This is a genomic window from Polaromonas sp. CT11-55 (assembly GCF_047303325.1).
In the GTDB taxonomy this organism is placed as follows: domain Bacteria; phylum Pseudomonadota; class Gammaproteobacteria; order Burkholderiales; family Burkholderiaceae_C; genus Polaromonas.
The window spans coordinates 79,975-98,564 of sequence record NZ_JBKBEX010000011.1; the positions used below are offsets into that span (position 1 = coordinate 79,975).

The 18,590-nt window shown below is 67.7% G+C and carries 7 protein-coding genes; 4 read left to right on the top strand and 3 right to left on the bottom strand.

What is annotated here, in order from left to right:
- Positions 1-29: 29 nt before the first annotated feature.
- The 3 genes from ACEN8I_RS12520 to ACEN8I_RS12530 form a co-directional block, all read right to left on the bottom strand.
- The gene (locus tag ACEN8I_RS12520; RefSeq protein WP_413328789.1) at positions 30-1,013 is read right to left on the bottom strand and encodes a PDR/VanB family oxidoreductase; all 984 of its coding nucleotides are present in this window, start codon (positions 1,011-1,013) and stop codon (positions 30-32) included.
- Positions 1,014-1,128: 115 nt separating this feature from the next.
- A complete protein-coding gene (locus ACEN8I_RS12525) occupies positions 1,129-1,890 on the bottom strand; it encodes a GntR family transcriptional regulator (RefSeq protein ID WP_413328857.1) in 762 nt (253 codons plus the stop codon).
- A 23-nt stretch (positions 1,891-1,913) separates the two neighbouring features.
- The gene (locus ACEN8I_RS12530) at positions 1,914-3,008 is read right to left on the bottom strand and encodes a Rieske 2Fe-2S domain-containing protein (protein WP_413328790.1); all 1,095 of its coding nucleotides are present in this window, start codon (positions 3,006-3,008) and stop codon (positions 1,914-1,916) included.
- Between the two features lie 151 nt (positions 3,009-3,159).
- On the opposite strand from ACEN8I_RS12530, the gene ACEN8I_RS12535 reads away from it, so the two are divergent.
- The 4 genes from ACEN8I_RS12535 to ACEN8I_RS12550 all read left to right on the top strand — a co-directional run bounded on the left by ACEN8I_RS12535 (position 3,160) and on the right by ACEN8I_RS12550 (position 18,556).
- Entirely contained in the window at positions 3,160-4,275 is a 1,116-nt protein-coding gene (locus tag ACEN8I_RS12535) for a 5-methyltetrahydropteroyltriglutamate--homocysteine S-methyltransferase (RefSeq protein ID WP_413328791.1), read from the top strand.
- Between the two features lie 503 nt (positions 4,276-4,778).
- Positions 4,779-6,485, top strand: a complete 1,707-nt coding sequence (locus ACEN8I_RS12540; protein WP_413328792.1) for a ShlB/FhaC/HecB family hemolysin secretion/activation protein — start codon at positions 4,779-4,781, stop codon at positions 6,483-6,485.
- Positions 6,486-6,673: 188 nt separating this feature from the next.
- Positions 6,674-17,401, top strand: coding sequence for a YDG domain-containing protein (locus ACEN8I_RS12545; protein WP_413328794.1), 10,728 nt, complete (start codon positions 6,674-6,676; stop codon positions 17,399-17,401).
- Between the two features lie 120 nt (positions 17,402-17,521).
- Positions 17,522-18,556: an SPFH domain-containing protein gene (locus ACEN8I_RS12550; protein WP_413328795.1), complete on the top strand. Its 1,035-nt coding sequence runs from the start codon at positions 17,522-17,524 to the stop codon at positions 18,554-18,556.
- Positions 18,557-18,590 lie beyond the last annotated feature (34 nt).

The following is an 18,590-nucleotide window of genomic DNA, read 5'->3' on the forward strand; positions in this document are numbered from 1 at the left end:
GGCCCGGTGATCGCACACAAGTTGCCTTGTCAAAGATCAGGCCGGTAGGAAGAATCCAGCGTCACCGAGCCGACCACCCGTGAGACACAGGCGCACAGCCGCCTGTTCCCCTGTTTTTCATGTTCGCTCAGAAAAACGTCGCGGTGGTCGATCTCGCCGTCCAGCGCCAGCACGTCCAGCGTGCACAGGCCGCATTCGCCGCGCTTGCAGTCGGACACCGCCTCCACGCCGGCCAGCTCCAGCGCGTCCAGCAGGCTGCAGTCGGCCGGCACGGTGATGTCCAGCGCATGGCGCGGAATCCGCACCCGGAAGGCCTGCGGTGCGAAACGCCCGCTGTTGCCGAAGGTCTCGTAACGCAGGTCGGTCGCCGGCCGGCCCGAGGCCTCCCAAGCGTGGCGCGCCGCGTCCAGCATGGGCACGGGGCCGCAGACATACATTTGCGCGCCGGCGGGCAGTGCCGCGATCTCGGCGGCGAAATCGATGCGCGCATCGACGGCCGCATGCAGTCGCGGCCCCAGGCAGGCCTGCAGCGCTTCGCCGTAAGCCAGCTCGGCTTCGCTGCGCACGCCGTACAGCATGCGCAGCGGCCGACCCGATTGGGCGCACCGGCCCGCCAGCGTTTGGGCCATGCCCAGCAGCGGCGTGATGCCTATGCCGCCGGCCACCAGCAGATAGGCCGGCGCGTTGAGGTCCAGCGGGAAATGGTTGTGCGGCCCGCTCAGCTGTAGCCGGTCGCCGGCGGCCAGCTGCCACATCGCACGCGAGCCGCCGCGGCCGTCGTCCAGCCGCTTCACCGCGATACGCCAGCTTTGCCCGTCGGGCTCACCGACCAGAGAATAGGAGCGCTGCTGCGGCCTGCCGCCCACCAGCAGCTGCACCTGCAGGTGACTGCCCGGTTCGTGGCGCGGCACGCCCTGCCCGTCCGCGGGGCGTATGCGGAACTCGCGCACGGTCGGCGTGAGATCGTGGATGGATTCAATGACCGCATCGGTCCAAGTAGCGCTGGCTCTCATTCTTCAGTTCTCCGTGGTCTCTTCAATTCGCGAGCCACCGTGGAACCGGCTTCGCCGGGCCACTGGTGGCGCCCCCTTGAGGGGGAGGCGGCCGCAGGCCGCTTCGGGGGGAACGTCATTTCTTCCGGATAAGGCGTACGCCCGGCATCTGGTCCAGGTTGTGGCTGGTCACGGCGGCGCGCAGGTTGCGCTGGGCCAGGCGCGAGTGCTCGCGCATGATGGCTTCGGCGCGCGAGCCTTCTCCCTGCTCGATGGCGTCCAGCACCTGGCGGTGCTGATCCTGTGCCACGATGAGCATGTCGCGCGCACGCGGCGAGTTGGCTTGCACCACCACAAAACCCGAGGCCGAGGCAAAAGGCAGGCTGGACACACGGTCCAGTTCTTTGGCGATCACCTCGCTGCCCGCCATCTCGCTGAGCAGCGCGTGAAAGCGCTCGTTGAGCGCCACGTAGTCCGAAAACGCCTCATCGTTCAGGGCCGGTTGGCTCAGCACCGCGTCGATGCGGTTCAGGCATTCGCGCGCTTCGCCCAGCACCACCGTGGGCGCGCCGCGCTCGGCTGCCAGCCGCGCCGACAGGCCTTCAATCGTGCCGCGCAGCTCTATCGCTTCAGACACATCGCGCTCGGAAAAAGTACGCACCGCAAAACCGCCGTTGGGCAGCGATTCCAGCAGGCCTTCCTGCTCCAGCCGCATCAGCGCGGCGCGTATCGGCGTGCGCGAAACGCCCAGCTTTTCGACGATGGACAGCTCGGCGATGCGCGCGCCCCCGGGCAGCTCGCCCGCCAGGATCATCTCGCGCAGCTGCAGCTGCGCCCTCACCTGCGCGCTTTCCAGGCTGTTGTTGGGTACGGCGGCGGGGTTGGCGGCGTTGGCCATAGGGAGTGCTTTCACCATGGGGTTCAGGCCGCGAGGCGTATCGGGATCACAGGTGCCGGCGGCGTTTCCTGCGCGACCATGCGATCTATCAGCCGCCTGGCCCACATGGAGCCGGCGTCGATGTTGAGGTTGTAGAACTGGTGGTCCGGGTGTTCCTCGATCGCGACCTGCTGGGCCTCCAGCACATGCTCGTCCTCGCGGAAGATGCCGGCCACGCCCTCGCGCAACTGGTGTGTCAGGCGTTGTTCGCCCAGGCAGTAGTTGCGCGCGAAGGCCCAGAAGTAGTGGCAGCTGCCGTCGGTCTCGGGTGTCACGGTGTTCAGCACAAAGCCGTTGACGCCCTTGCTGCGGTCGCCCGGCTGTCCGTCTTTGGGCGGCGCGCCCGAGCCGGCCTCGGCCACGCCGACGTCGATGTTCACGGTACAGGGCCCTTCAAACCGGATGATCTGCCAGCGGTCCACCTTGCCCTTGTAGCCGCGCGCATGCTCGATCTGGCCGGCCCAGAAAGGCGGCGCGTCGATGTTTTCCATCCAGCGCGTCACCGTTGCCGTGCGGTCGCCGTGCGTGGCCACAAAGGGCGCTTCGGCCACGGCGCGCTGGCCTATGCTGGAGCCGTGCACAAAGGTCTCGTGGGTCAGGTCCATGAGGTTGTCCACCACCAGGCGGTAGTCGCACTTCACGGTGATCAGCTTGCCGTCGCCGGCCCAGGCCGGGTCGTCGTTCCAGTGCATGTCGGGCACCAGCGCCGGGTCCGCCTTGGCCGGGTCGCCAGGCCAGATCCAGACGAAGCGGTGTTTTTCCACCACCGGAAAGGCGCGCACGCAGGCCGAGGGGTTCAGGGTTTCCTGGCTGGGCATATGGGTGCAGCGGCCCTGGGCGTTGTAGACCAGGCCGTGGTAGCCGCAGGTCACTTCGTCGCCGTACAGCGAGCCCATGGACAGTGGCAGCAGCCGGTGCCAGCAGGCATCCTCCAGCGCGGCCACCTGGCCGTCGGTGCGGCGGAACATCACGAGTTTTTGCTTGCAGATGGTGCGCGCCAGCAGCTTGCGGCCGACTTCGACGTCATAGGCGGCGGCATACCAGGCGTTGAGCGGAAAAGTGGGTTTTTTAGCATCCATGGATACTCAATGTATACATAAATGCCAAAAAAACCAAGTAAAAGGCCAAAATTCAGGGTAAATACGGAGTCATTGTATTCAATGAGGGTGCTTCCAGCTGGAATACCATGGCACCTGTATCTGCCAACTCGCCAACTCTGGAGACTTTCCCATGACCGCCAAACTACCCGCCCGTTATGACCACGTCGGCAGCTTTCTGCGCCCGCAATATCTGCTGGAAGCCCGCGAGCAGAAAGCCAAGGGCCAGATCACGCCCGAACAGCTGCGCAAAGTCGAAGACCAGGCCATCACCGAAATCGTGAAGTTCCAGGAGGACGTGGGTCTCAAAAGCATCACCGACGGCGAATTCCGCCGCACTTACTTCCACATCGATTTCCTGGAGCAGATCGGCGGCGTGAAGACCGACATCCCGGTCACCATACAGCGGCCCGATGGCAGCATGGAACTGGCGCCGCCCGTGATGCGCGTGATCGACAAGGTGCGCCACGTGAAGGACATCCAGCTCGCCGACTTCCAGTACCTCAAAAGCCAGGTCAGCGCGGGCAACACCCCCAAGGTCACCATTCCCTCGCCCACCATGCTGCACTTTCGCGGCGGCCGTGCCGGTATCAGCAAGGACGCCTATCCCGAGCTCGAGCCGGATTTTTATGACGACGTGGCCAAGGCCTATGGCGACGAGTTGCGCAGCCTGGCCGCGGCCGGCTGCACCTATGTGCAAATGGACGACACCAATCTGGCCTACCTCTGCGACGAAAAAATGCGCGAAGCAGCGCGCCAGCGCGGCGACGACCCCAACGAGCTGCCGCACCGCTACGCGAAGTTCATCAACAAGGTGGTCGCGCAAAAACCCGCCGGCATGACCCTGGCCATGCACCTGTGCCGCGGCAACTTCAAGAGCACCCATGCCGCGGCCGGCAACTACGAGCCGGTGGCCGAAGCGCTGCTCAAGGAGATGGACCTGGACGCTTACTTCCTCGAGTACGACGACAGCCGCAGCGGCGACTTCCGGCCGCTGCGCTACCTGCCCAAGGGCAAGACCGTGGTGCTGGGCCTGGTCACTACCAAGTTCGGCGAAATGGAAAGCAAGGACGACCTGAAGCGCCGCATCGAGGACGCCGCAAAATACGCACCGCTGGAGCAGCTCGCGCTGTCACCGCAGTGCGGCTTCAGCAGCACGGTGCACGGCAACAACATCGCCGTCGAGGCGCAGCGCAACAAGCTGCGGCTGGTGGTCGAAACGGCACAAGAGGTCTGGGGCACGGCTTGAGCTGTATCCCCCGGCCCCACTGAGCGCTAGGCGCCCGCCGCTGCGGGCGCGGCCGTACGCCGGCCGCCCCAGCGCTGCCACTGTCACGTGCACCACGTAATCGCTGGCGGTTTTCTTCAGCGTTGGCAAATTGGCGCGTAAAAGCTCAGTCATCAGCTTCTCCTTGGGATGGCTTGAAAATAGCTTCAATAGATTGACTTTCATTGAGCAATAGAAAGTCACTAAGTCAATCGCCAATTGATTTGCCCTAGGCGATGCATAGGCCGGGCGGCTGCGAAGGTCGATAAAGACAATTGTTACAACTCTCGGGTGCCCGGGCGGGCACCGGGGTTCAACATCGGTTCTCACCAAAAAAGTGTGAAAAAACAAACAGATACGCGTTAAACATATGCTCTGAACAGGGAAACTGTTGGACAGAGTGAACCCAAAGGACTACAACCGGTTTACAACATTTTGTTGCACTCTGGCTTAAGGGTTTGCACTTGTCCCGTCCTGCTGTTTTGATGTTCCGGGCTCCGGCCTGGTTTGTATTGGCTGCTTGCGCCGCCGGGGTTGCGCCTGCGCTGGCGCAAATCCGGCCGGACGCCGGCATCCTGCTCGAGTCGCCGGGGTCGCTGCCCATGCTCCCGCAACGCAGCGAGCCGCCGCTGGAACTGCGGCCACCCCAGGCCACGCCACCCGCCCCCGGTGCCGCGCGCATCACACCGGCGGCCTTCAACTTCACCGGCAACACGGTGTTCTCCAGCGAGCTGCTCGCCGCCCTGCTCGCGTCCCGCCTGAACCAGCCCACCGACATGGCCGGCCTGAGCGAAGCGGCCAACAGCGTCAGCGCCTACTACCGGCAAAAGGGTTACCTGCTCACGCAGGCCTATTTGCCTGAGCAGGCTTTCGCCGCCCAGGGCGGCAGTGTCACCATCGCCGTTCTTGAAGCGCACGTGGGCCGCGTCACGGTGCGCGTGGAAGGCTCCGGCATTTCGCAGGCCTTCGCCGAAAGCCTGGTGGCCGGCCAGTTGAAGACCGGCGACGCCGTCACCGAATACGCGCTCGACAAACCCGTGCTGCTGCTGCGCGACCTGGCCGGCTTTGAGGCCGCCGCGACCGTCCAGCCCGGCGACCGCCTGGGCCAGGCCGATGTGCTGGTCACCGTCCAGGCCAAGGGCCCGCGCATGGACGGCTCGGTCAGCATCGACAACCACGGCGCACGCACCGCCGGCGCCGTGCGCGCCGTGCTCAACGCCAACATCAACAACCTGCTGGGTCGCGGCGACGTGCTGGCATTGAGCGCCCAGCACAGCGACCAGGCCGGCTCCGCCCTCTACCGCATCGGCTACACCGTGCCCGTTGGCAACCATGGCACGCGGCTGGGCCTGAGCCTGGCGCGGCTCGATTACACGCTGGGCAAGCAGTTCGAGGCGTTGGGCGCCAGCGGCAGCGCCGACATCGCGGGCATCAGCCTGTCGCAGCCCCTGCTGCGCGGGCGCGGCGCAAATGTGTACGGCTTCGTCAGCGCGGAACAAAAAAAGCTGGTCGATGAAACCCGCACGCCCGCGTTGAAAAGCGAACGCGACATCACCGCGCTCAGGCTGGGCCTGGCAGGCAATTTCGTCGACGAAGCGATGGGCGGCAGCGGCCTGAACAACTATGCCCTCAACCTCACGTTCGGCCGCCTCACGCTCAATGCGGCCGACCAGGCGCTGGACGACGGCCTGGGCGGCCTGCGCACGGCGGGCGGCTTCAGCAAGCTGAATCTGGAATTCCAGCGCTCGCAGTTTTTTGACGCACCCTATAGCTTCCATCTGGCTGCCCAGGCCCAGCTGGCCTCCAAAAACCTCAGCTCGGCCGAAAAAATGGTGCTGGGCGGCCCCAATGGCGTGCGCGGCTACCCGGTGGGTGAAGGCGTGGGCGACGCCGGCTTCCTGCTGAATCTTGAGGCACGCTACCAGTTCCCCCAGGCGCCGTGGGGCGAGCCCCTGACCTTGCTGGCCTTCTACGACTTCGGTCGCGTGCGCTTCAACCAGAACGGCCCCACCCTGCCCACCAACACCAACACCCTGAGCTTGGGCTCCTTCGGCGTGGGCGCCACGCTGGGCCGGCCCGGAAAGTTCCTCATCAAGAGCTACCTGGCCTGGCGCACCACACCCGCGCAGCCCTCCACCGGCGATCCGGACCGCGCACCGCGCGCCTGGCTCTCGGCCCAGACCTGGTTCTAGTACTGCAACCTGAAAGTATCGAAACATGAAAGCGCGTCTTCGCACCCATGGCCGCGTTGCAATCCTTGCGAAGGCGTCCAGCCTTCGCTGCGGCTTGCGCCTTGCCCTGGGCGCGAATCCATCACTTTCATTGTGTTTCGCTACTTTCGGGTTGCAGTACTAGCCCCCCTTCATTCCGAATGCCCATCATGACCGCCACTGCATCCAGCACCCACGCCGCCTACCGACCCTGGGCTGTGCGTACCGTGGTGGTCAGGATCTCGCGCAAGCTGCGCGCCACCTACCGCATCCGCAGCGGCCGGCGCCTGTCGCAGCTGCTTGCAACGCTGCTGGCCGCCGTCTCGCCCTGGGCTACCGCCTTGCCCGAAGGCGCGCAGGTCGTGGCCGGCCAGGCCAGCGTCAGCACGCCCTCGGCCAATGCCATGGTGGTCAACCAGGCCAGCGACAAGGCCGTGCTCAACTGGCAAAGTTTCAACATAGGCGCCGGCCAGTCCATGCAGTTCGTGCAGCCCGGCGTTTCGTCCGTCGCGCTGAATCGCGTCATCGGCAACGGTGCCTCGTCCATCTTCGGCTCACTGAGCGCCAACGGGCAGGTCTTCCTGGTCAATCCTTCGGGCGTGATGTTCGCGCCCGGCGCGCAGGTCAATGTGGGCGGCCTGGTTGCCTCCAGCCTGGACATCAGCAACGGCGACTTCATGGCCGAGCGCTACAGCTTCAGCGGCACGGGAACGGGCGCCGTCAGCAACTACGGCAGCATCAATGCCGCGCGCGGCGGCTATGTGCTGCTGGCCGCGCCGCAGGTCACCAACACCGGCGCCATCAGCGCCGAGGCTGGTTCCGTCGGCCTGTTGGCAGGCTCGCGTGTGTCGGTTGACGCTTCAGGCGCGGGGCTGGTGCGCTTCTCGGTGGACGCCGCGGCCGCACAGGCCGCGATCAACAACAGCGGCAGCATCTCCGCCGCGGGCGGCCAGGTGGCCGTGCTGGCCAGCGCCATGGGCGACGCGATGGCGACCGTCATCAACCAGTCGGGCATCATCCGCGCCAACTCGGCGGTGGAGCGCAACGGCACAATTGTGCTGAGCGGCGGCGGCACCGGCGTGGTCCGTGTTTCGGGCACGCTGGACGCCAGCGGCGCGGTGGCAGGCCAGAGCGGCGGCACGGTGCAGGTGCTGGGCGACAAGGTGGCGCTCGACAGCGGCGCTTCCATCAATGTGTCCGGCGCCGCGGGCGGCGGCACCGCGCTGGTGGGCGGCGATTACCAGGGCGGCAATGCGGCCGTGCAGAACGCCTCGCGCACCTACATCGCGGCGGGCGCGGCGATACGCGCCGACGCGACCGACAGCGGCAACGGCGGCAAGGTGGTGGTCTGGGCCGATGGCGACACCCGCCACAGCGGCGCCATCAGCGCACGCGGTGGTGTGAACGGCGGCGACGGCGGTTTTGTCGAGGTCTCGGGCAAACAGCAGCTGGACCTGCACGGCAGCGTTGACGTGGCCGCGCCGGCCGGCACCGGCGGGCGGGTGCTGTTGGACCCGCAGGACATCCTGCTCAACGCCTCGGTCCAGCCCTCGCCACCCAACAATGCCGACGGCACGCCCGACGTGGCTTTCGCCGACCCACCGGCCGCGAGCACCTACACCATCCAGGTCGCCGACGTCACCGGCTACAGCGAGCTCTACCTGCAGGCCACGAACAACATCACGCTGGCCAATGCGCTGGCCATGACGGCGGGCAACAAGGTCCGCTTTGAAGCCGGCAACACGATTGCCCTGAATGCCGCGCTGACGGCCTCCGGCGGCGTGAACCTCTCGGCGGCCAGCATCACCAGCATGGCGGCCGGCACCATCACCACCACCGGCGCGGCCAACACCAATGCCGGCAACGTCACCCTCAACGCCACCGGCACCATCAACCTGGCCGGCGCCATCACCGCCACCGGTGGTGCGGCCGGCGCCGGCAACCCGGGCCGCAGCGGCGGTGTCGTCAGCATCACAGGTGCGGGCGTCACGGTTGCCGCCATCACGGCCAACGGCTCCGCCGGATCGGGCGCGGGGCAAACCGGCGGCGCCGGCGGCAACATCGGCATTACCTCCACCAATGGCATCTCCGCTACCGGCGCCCTCACGGCCAGCGGCGCCAGTGGCGGCGCCGGCCCTTCGGTGGGCGGCAACGCGGGCAGCATCAGCGTGGCCAACAGCGGCGCCGGCAATATCGCCATCGGCGCGCTCACCGCGAGCACCGGCAATGCCGTGACCACAGGCGTGGGCGGCACGGCCGGCAGCATCTCGGTCACCAACAGCGCCGCCGGCGCCAGCCTGGGCACCGGCAACATCACCACGACCGGCGGCGCCAACGGCGACGGTGGTTCGGTCACGCTCAACTCTGCCGGTGCGCTGAGCGCGGGCACTGTCACCAGCAGCGGCGGCGGGACGCTGGCCAATACCTCGGGCCGCAATGCCGGCGCGATCAATATCACGGCAGCCGGCGCCATCACCGCGCTGGGCGCCGTGGCGGCCAGCGGCACCGGCGCCAACACGGCCGGCAACGGCGGCAATGCGGCCGCGGTTTCCATCACCGCGACAGGCGGCATCGCCGGTGCGGCCATCAGCGCCAGCGGCGGGGCCGGTGCGGGCGCCAATGCATCAGGCGGCAATGCCGCCGCCATCACCGTGACCAACAGCGGAAGCGGCAACCTGGTCACCGGTGCCCTGACGGCTCAAACCGGCGCGGCCACCGGCACCGGCGTTGCGGGCACAGCCGGCAGCCTGGCCGTCACCAACAACGCGGCCGGCGGCAACCTCAACACCGGGGCCATCAACACCGCGGGCGGCGCGGGCGGCAATGGCGGCGCGGTCACATTGGCCTCGCAGGCCGGTGTCACCGTGAGCGGTACCCTGGGCACCAGCGGCACCGTGCTGGCTGCCGGCACGCGCGCCGGCAGCAACGCCGGCAACGTCACCATCACGGGTGTCAACCGTTCCGTCACCGGCGCCATCACGGCCAGCGGCAGCGCGGCCAACGGCACCAACCAGGCCGGCGGCAATGCCGGTGTGGTCAGCATCACCGGCAGCGGCACACTGGGCACCGTGGCCATCGCGGCCTCGACCGGCGGCGCCACCGGCACAGGCGCCGGCGGTACGGCCGGCAGCATCACACTGAGCGGCACAACGGTCGTGGCCGGCGCGCTGACCACCACGGGCGGCGCCAATGGCGACGGCGGCAATATCAGCGCCACCTCGACGGCCGGCGTGCTGACGACGGGCGCCATCATCACCAGCGGCGGCACGGCCAATGCGGGTACCTCGGGACGCAATGCAGGCAGCGTGACGCTGCAGGCTACGGGCGGCCTGCTCACCGGCACCACCATCACCGCCAGCGGCACCAACGGCACCCTCACGGGTGACCAGGCCGGCGGCAACGGCGCGGCGATTTCCATCACCGGCAACAGCGGCATCACGGTCACCAGCCTGGTGGCCAGCGGCGGCTCGGCGGTCGGTACCAACGCGGCCGGCGGCAATGCCGGCAGCATCACCCTCAACAACAGCGGCAGTGGCAATATCAACACCGGTACCCTGATCGCGCAGACCGGCAATGCGCTGGGTACAGGCGCGGGCGGCACGGCCGGCAGCGTCAGCGTCACTAACACCGCCGCCGCAGGAACACTCTCCACCGCGGCCATCACCACCACCGGCGGGATCAAGGGCAACGGCGGCAACGTCAGCCTGTCAGCCCTGGGCCAGGTGTCCGTGCTCAACAACAACATCAACACCAGCGGCGGCGTCACGGTCAGCGGCCTGGCCGGCCGCAATGCCGGCACGGTCACCATCAGCGGCGCCGGCCTCAACATGGGCACAGGCACCATCACGGCCAGTGGTGGCGCGGCAGCGGCCACGTCCAACCAGAAGGGCGGCAGCGGTGCAGCCGTCAGCGTCACGAGCACCGATGCCGTGACCATCAGCACCATTACCGCCAGCGGCGGCGCGGGCGGCACAACCAACGGTGACGGCGGCGATGCCGGCAGCATTACGGTACAGAACAATTCGGCCACGACGGGCGCGATTGCACTGGGCGCGCTCACGGCGCGCACAGGTGCAGCGGCGGGTACAGGCGCGGGCGGCGCGGCCGGTAGCATCAGCGTCAGCAACGGCGCGGCCGGCGCCAACCTCAGCACTGGTGCCATAGACAGCAGCGGTGGTGCCGGCGGCAATGGTGGTGCGGTCACGCTGGCCTCCCAAGCCGGCGTCACGGTCACCGGAACACTAAACACCAGCGGCACGGTATTGGCCGGCGGCACCGGCGCCGGCCGCAGCGCCGGCAACATCACGGTGACCGGCGCCAACCGCTCCGTCACGGGAGCCATCACGGCCAGCGGCAGCGCCGGCCTGGGCACCAACCAGGCCGGTGGCAATGCCGGTGTTGTCAGCATCACAGGCAGCGGCACGCTGGGCACCAACACCATCAACGCCTCCACGGGCGCGGCCACCGGCACAGGCACGGGCGGCACAGCCGGCAGCATCACGCTGGGCGGCACAGCACTCAACGTCGGCGCGCTGACCACCACGGGTGGCGCCAACGGGGACGGCGGCAATATCAGCGCCACGTCAACAGCCGGCGTGCTGACGACGGGCGCTGTCATCACCAGCGGCGGCACGGCCAATGCGGGCACCTCGGGACGCAATGCAGGCAGTGTGACGCTGCAGGCCGCAGGCGGTTTGCTCACAGCAACCACTGTCACCGCAAGCGGCAGCAATGGCACGCTGACGGGCGACCAGGCCGGCGGCAATGGCGCGGCCATCAGCATCACCGGCAACACCGGCATCACGGTCACCAACCTCGCGGCCAGCGGCGGCGCCGCGGTGGGCACCAACGCGGCCGGCGGCAACGCCGGCAGCATCACGGTCAACAACAGCGGCAGCGGCAGCGGCAGCGGCAACGTCAGCACCGGCACTTTGACCGTGCAAACCGGCAACGCGCTGGGCACGGGCGCCGGTGGTGCGGCCGGCAGTATCAGTGTGGCCAACACGGCGGCTGGCGGGACCCTCTCCACCGCGGCCATCACCACCACAGGCGGCACCAAGGGCAATGGCGGCAATGTCAGCCTGTCGGCGCAGGGCCAGGTGTCCGTGCTCAATAACAACATCACCACCAGCGGCGGCACCACGGTCAGCGGCCTGGCCGGCCGCGATGCGGGCAGCGTCACCATCAGCGGCGCCGGCCTCAATATGGGCACAGGCACCATCACCGCTTCCGGCGGCGCGGCAGCGGCCGGCGCCAATGAAAAAGGCGGCAGCGGCGCGGCCGTTAGCATCACAACAACCGCAACGGTCACCACGGCGGCTATCACCGCCAACGGCGGCGCGGGCGGCACAACCAACGGCGACGGCGGCAATGCCGGCAGCATCAGCCTGGCCAACACGGTGGCCGGCAATATCACGACAGGCGCGCTGGCCGCGCAAAGCGGCAATGCGGCGGGCACCGGCGCGGGCGGCACGGCGGGCAGCATCAGCGTGAGCAATGCCGCGGGCAACCTCACAACCGGCACGCTTACCACCACGGGCGGCACCTCCGGCCACGGCGGCAATGTCATTGCCTCGGCCGCAGGCGGCATCGCGACGGTCGGCACCATCACCACCAGCGGCGGCGCAACCACCGGCACAGCCAACGGCCGCAATGCCGGCACGGTAAGCATCAGCGGCGCGGGCGTTACCACGGCCGCGATCACCGCCAACGGCAGCAACGGCAGCACCACGGGTGCGGGCGGCAACGGCGGTGCGATCACCGTGAACTCCACGGCGGCCATCAGCAGCACCGGCACGCTCACCGCGATCGGCGGCAACGGCGTGGGTGCCAACCAGGCCGGCGGGCAAGGCGCGGCGGTGTCGCTGGCGTCCACCGGCGGCAATTTGGCTGTCGCCGCAATCACCACCACGGGTGGCAACGGCGGCACGGGGGTGGCGGCGGGCGGCAACGCGGGCAGCATCACGCTCGATGCGGCGGGCGCAGCGCCCACCATCACGCTGGCCGGCGGCCTCACGGCGCTGGGCGGCAACCAGGTCGGCGGTGCGGTTTCGGGCGCCGGTGGCGCGATCCGCATCAAGGACGATGCCCTGCTCAACGCGGCCAGCATCACGCTGGACTCGCGCGGCGGCAATGCCGGCGCGGGCGTAGGCGCCAACATCCAGTTGGACGGCGCGGTCAACAGCCTGGCTTCGGGCCGTGCGCTGGTGCTGCAGGCAGGCAACGGTGACGTGGCGATCAACGGCACTACCGGCGCGAGCCTGGCCCTGTCGGCACTGACCGTGACCGCCAACGACATCGCCATGGGCGCCATAGGCGGCGCCTCGGCAGGCGTCACCGGCGCCACCTCGCTGACGGCCACCACCGCCGGCGCTGACACCGGCGACATCAGCCTCAACGGCGCACTTAACGTCAATGCGCTGACTCTGACGGCGGGAAGCGCTCTCACGCAGACCGGCGCCATCAAGGCCACCACCGCGACCCTGACGGCGGGCGCCGGCAACAACATCACGCTGAACAATGCGGGCAATGATTTCACCGGCGCGGTGACAGTGGTGTCGGGGCTCAACGTCAGCCTCACGGATGCCAATGCGCTGGCGCTGGGCGCGTCCACGGTCTCGGGCACGCTGGCCGTGAACACCAGCGGCGCCATCACGCAAACCGGCGCGCTCACCGTGACCGGCGCGACCACGCTGGCGGCCGGCACGGCCAACGACATCACGCTGGCCAATGCCGGCAACAATTTCTCCAGCGTCGCCGTCACCAGCGGCAACAACGTCTCGCTGCGCGACAGCAACGCCATCGTGCTGGGCACGTCCACGGCCAATACCAGCTTGACGGTCGCGGCCGGCGGCGCCATCACCCAGACCGGCGCCATCACCGCACCCACGCTGTCGGCCAAGACGCTGGTCAATGCCGGTGCCGCGATCACACTGAACAACGCGGGCAACGAGGCCGCCAGCGTCGATCTGCGCGCGCGCGATGCCGCCGACACGGTCAATGCCGCAGGTGCAATTTCCTACCGCGACGCCACCGGCTTCAACGTGGCCGCGATCAACACCACGGCAGCGCTGGCGCTGCAGTCGGGCGGCAACATCACGCAGTCGGGCGCCGTGACGGCTGCCTCGCTGGCAGTGGCCGGCACCGGCGCCGGTTCGCTGAACTTCGGCACCCAGGCCAACAATATCGCCACCCTCAACGCCATCACGGCGGCGGGCGGCTTCGCGCTGAATAACGGCAACAACAGCACGGTGGTGGCGGGCAATATCAGCACCACCAACAGCGCTGTCGCCATAGACACCGGCACGGGCACTTACACGCAGAATGCCAACATCGACGTGGCTGCCGGCAGCGGGCCCATCACCGTCACGGCCGATACGGTCGCCATCGCCGCGAACACCGGCAACAACGCGCTGGCCACCAGCGGCGTGCTCACGCTCAAGGCCAAGACCGCTAGCCGCGCCATGTCACTGGCCGGCGCGTCCGGCTTTGACCTCACGGCCGCGGAAATCACCGCCTTCGCCACGGGCGCCACCGGCCCCATCGTCATCGGCGACACGGCCAGCACGGGCGTGATGACAATCGGCGGGCCGGTCGCCCTGGCCGGCAAGACGCTGACGCTCAATGCCGGTTCCATCACCGATGTGGGCGTGCAGACCATCACCGCGCAGAACGTCTCGCTCAATGCCAACGGCCAGATCGGCACGGACGCCAGCAACGGCATAGACATCGCGGCCACCAACCTCAGCGTCAACACCACGGGCAATGCCAATGCCTTTGTGCGCAGCGCGGGCGCCGTCAACCTGGGCGTGGGCGCCACAGCCTCGAATGTGGGCAGCGGCACGCTGGACCTGGTGGCGGCGGGCGCGGTCAGCCAGACGGCGGGCACGGGCAACATCACGGCCGGCACGCTCAAGGTCAAGACCCTGGTCAACGCCGGCGGCGCCATCACGCTCAATAACAGCGGCAATACCAACACCGCCATCAACCTGCAGTCGCGCAACGCCGCGGACACGGCCAATGCGGCGGGGGCCATTCAGTACGGCAGCGCCGCCGGATTTGACGTGGCGGCACTGGCCACCACAGCCAACGCCACCTTGTCCGCCGGTGCTGCGGTCAGCCAGTCGGGCGCCATTGCCGCCTCCGGGCTTGCGCTCACAGGCGCAGGCGGCTACACGCTCGCAAACGCAGGCAACGCCGTCACGACGCTTGCGGCCAATGCCGGCAGCGTGGATTACAAACAGACGGGCGCGCTGATCGTGGGAACCGTGGGCGCTACCGCCGGCGTGACGGCCAGCGGCACGGTCAAAATCGAAACCACCGGCGCGGCCTCCAACCTCACGCTGAACAATGCCGTGAGTTCTTCCGCCACCGGCGATGCCGTGGTGCTCAAGGCCGGCAGCTCCAATGCGGCCGGCGTCAGCACCGGCGGCCAGCTCATCAACAACGTGGGTGTGGGCGGCATCGTGGCCGCCTCCGGCCGTTACCTGGTCTACAGCGGCGACCCGGGCACCACGCTCGAGGGCGTCACCGGCTACAGCAAGCGTTACAACAGCGATGCCAGCTATGTGCCGGCCGGCGGCGCCAACACCTTCCTCTACCGCATCGCGCCGACCCTGACCGTCACGGCCGACAACAAGACCAAGGTCTATGGCGACAGCAATCCGCTGCTGACCGGTGTGGTCAGCGGCCTGATCGACGGCGACACCGCCGCCGGTGTGGGTGTTGGTTACAGCACCACCGCGGTGGACAGGACGGCCGTCGCCGCCGGCCCGGTGGCCATCACCGCCGGCGCCACCAACAACGAAAACTACACCCTGGCCCTGACCAACGGCGCCTTGACCATCACCCAGCGGGCCCTGACCGTCACGGCCACCGGCCAGAACCGTGTCTACGACGGCGGCAGCGCCGCCGCCGTGACGCTGGCCGACAACCGCCTGGCCGGCGATGTGCTCACCGCCAGCAACACCTCGGCTGCCTTCCTCGACAAGAATGTGGGCATCGCCAAGACCGTCAACGTGGGCGGCATCAGCATCAGCGGCACCGATGCCGGCAACTACAGTGTCAACACCACGGCGGCCACCACAGCCGACATCACGCAGCGCGCCCTGACGGTCAGCGCCACGGGAAGCAACAAGGTTTACGACGGCAACACCACCGCCGGCGTGACCCTCGCTGACAACCGCGTCGGTGGCGACGTGCTGACCATCAGCAACACCGCCGCCAACTTTGCCGACAAAAATGTCGGCGCCGGCAAGACGGTGAGCGTGAGCGGCATTGCCGTCACAGGCACTGATACCGGCAACTACAGCTTCAACACCACGGCAGCCACCACGGCCGACATCACGCAGCGTGCCCTTACGGTCAGTGCCACCGGCCAGAACCGGGTCTACGACGGCGGCACCGTTGCCACCGTCACCTTGTCCGACAACCGCGTTGCGGGCGATGTGCTCAGCGCCAGCAATACCGCTGCCAGCTTCGCCGACAAGAATGTGGGAACCGGCAAGGCCGTCAGCGTAAGCGGCATAGCCATTACCGGCACCGATGCGGCTAACTACAGCGTCAACACCACGGCGACCACCACGGCCAACATCACGCAGCGTGCCCTCACGGTCAGCGCCACGGGAAGCAACAAGGTTTACGACGGCAACACCACGGCCGGCGTGACCCTGACGGACAACCGTGTCGCGGGCGATGTGCTCGGCACCAGCAACACGGCCGCGAACTTCGCCGACAAGAACGTGGGTATCGGCAAGGCCGTCAGCGTGAGCGGCATAGCCATTACTGGTACCGATGCGGCTAACTACAGCGTCAACACCACGGCGGCGACCACGGCCAACATCACGCAGCGCGCCCTCACGGTCAGCGCCACGGGAAGCAACAAGGTTTATGACGGCAACACCACGGCCGGCGTGACCCTGACGGACAACCGTGTTGCGGGCGACGTGCTCACGGCCAGTAATACCTCGGCCAGCTTCGCAGACAAAAATGTGGGAACCGGCAAGGCCGTGAGCGTGGGCGGTATCGGTATTGCCGGCACGGACTCCGGCAACTACACGTTCAACACCACGGCCGCTACCACCGCCGACATCACACAGCGTGCCCTCACCGTAGGCGCCGCGGCACAAAACAAGGTGTACGACGGCGGCACCGCCGCGACAGTGACGCTGGGCGACAACCGGGTCGCCGGCGACGTGCTCTCCACCAGCAACACGTCTGCGAACTTCACTGACAAGAACGCGGGCATCGGCAAGACGGTGAATGTCAGCGGCATCGCCATCACGGGCACCGACGCCGGTAATTACAGCGTCAACAGCACGGCCGCCACCACGGCCACCATCACGCCGGCCTCGATCGCGAACGTCAGCGGCATCACCGCCGCCGACAAGGTGCAGGACGGCACCACGGCCGCCACGCTGGCGACCGGCGCCGCTGCCTTTACCGGCCGCATTGGCACGGATGTGCTCACGGTGGGCACGGCAACCGGCAATTTCGACACGCCCGCCGTCGGCAGCGGCAAACCCGTCAGCATCACCGGCATCACGCTGTCGGGCGCGGACGCCGGCAACTACGTGCTGCTCAACACCACGGCCGCCACCACGGCCAGCATCACGCCGGCGCCGGCCAACATGGCCGAGCGCACCGGCGACGCGCGTATCGCCAACGGAACGGCGCTGCCGGTGCTGGAGGCCGACGACAGGCGCGAGCAGGCTTTCCGCCGCGCGGCCGGTATACGGCCCGCAACAGAGTTGGCCGGCGCGGCGCAAACGCCGGCTTTCCGCCTGGCGGGTTTTCCCGATACGCGCAACCCCGACGGCCCGGCCCAGGCCGATTGCACGGGCGCGGGCAGCCGCGTGGCATGCCTGGCCGACCCGGTGGAGGCAGGCCAGGGGCAGTAAACGGCGCCGTCCGGCGCCGCCTTTCCTTTTCAGCCTGTTTTTGCGGACAGAAATGGCTGCCCAAGCGCCATTTCCCGCGGTTATCATGTGGCCGATAACTCACTTCAAAGGGAGCGCGCCATGGCCTTAATGGACTTCATCAAGAAACAGTTCATCGACATCATCCAGTGGACCGAGGCCGGTGACGGCACCCTGGCATGGCGCTTCCCGATGGCCGACATGGAGATTCAGTACGGCGCTTCGCTGACCGTGCGCGAATCGCAGATGGCGGTGTTTGTCAACGAGGGCAAGGTCGCCGACGTGTTCGGCCCCGGCATGTACAAGCTGACCACGCAGACCATCCCGGTGCTGACCTACCTCAAGAACTGGGACAAGCTGTTCGAGTCGCCCTTCAAGAGCGACGTTTATTTCTTCAGCACGCGCCAGCAGATAGACCAGAAATGGGGTACGCCCCAGCCCATCACCATACGCGACAAGGACTTCGGCGCCGTGCGCCTGCGCGCCTTCGGCAACTACAACTTCCGCATCGCTGACCCCAAGCTTTTCCACACCGAAATCTCGGGCACGCGCGACAGCTACACCACGGCCGACCTCGACGGCCAGCTGCGCGGCCTGGTGCTGCAGAACATTTCCAACGCCATCGCCTCCAGCGAAATCGCCTTCCTGGACCTGGCCGCCAACCAGCTGGCCTTCGCGCAGGCGCTGGTCACGCAGCTCACCCCCGAGTTCGCCAAGATAGGCCTGAAGCTCGAAGGCATGACGGTGCAGAACGTCTCGCTGCCCGAAGAGCTGCAAAAAATCCTGGACCAGAAAATCGGCATGGGCATGGTCGGCAACGACATGGGCAAATTCATGCAGTACCAGACGGCGCAGGCGATTCCCAAATTCGCCGAAGGCGCGGGCGCGGGCGGCGGCATTGCCGGCGACGCCATGGGCCTGGGCGCCGGCGTGGCGCTGGGCCAGGTGCTGGCGCAAAACCTGCAGCAAGGACTGCAGGGCGGAGGCAACGCGGCCCAGGCGGCTGCGGCTGCGGCCGTGAAGCCCGACGACGTGATGGCCACGCTCGAGAAGCTCGGCGAACTCAAGGCCAAGGGCATACTCACGCAGGAAGAGTTCGACGCCAAGAAGGCCGAGCTTTTGAAGAAGCTGGTCTGATGCCGGCGACGCCGCGCATCATTCACTGACAGCC

What these genes read in the sequence shown, in the direction of transcription:
- ACEN8I_RS12550 (WP_413328795.1), top strand. Translation starts at nt 17,522, where the DNA reads ATGGCCTTAATGGACTTCATCAAGAAACAGTTCATCGACATCATCCAG.
- ACEN8I_RS12530 (WP_413328790.1), bottom strand. Translation starts at nt 3,008, where the DNA reads ATGGATGCTAAAAAACCCACTTTTCCGCTCAACGCCTGGTATGCCGCC.
- ACEN8I_RS12545 (WP_413328794.1), top strand. Translation starts at nt 6,674, where the DNA reads ATGACCGCCACTGCATCCAGCACCCACGCCGCCTACCGACCCTGGGCT.
- ACEN8I_RS12540 (WP_413328792.1), top strand. Translation starts at nt 4,779, where the DNA reads ATGTTCCGGGCTCCGGCCTGGTTTGTATTGGCTGCTTGCGCCGCCGGG.
- ACEN8I_RS12535 (WP_413328791.1), top strand. Translation starts at nt 3,160, where the DNA reads ATGACCGCCAAACTACCCGCCCGTTATGACCACGTCGGCAGCTTTCTG.
- ACEN8I_RS12525 (WP_413328857.1), bottom strand. Translation starts at nt 1,890, where the DNA reads ATGGCCAACGCCGCCAACCCCGCCGCCGTACCCAACAACAGCCTGGAA.
- ACEN8I_RS12520 (WP_413328789.1), bottom strand. Translation starts at nt 1,013, where the DNA reads ATGAGAGCCAGCGCTACTTGGACCGATGCGGTCATTGAATCCATCCAC.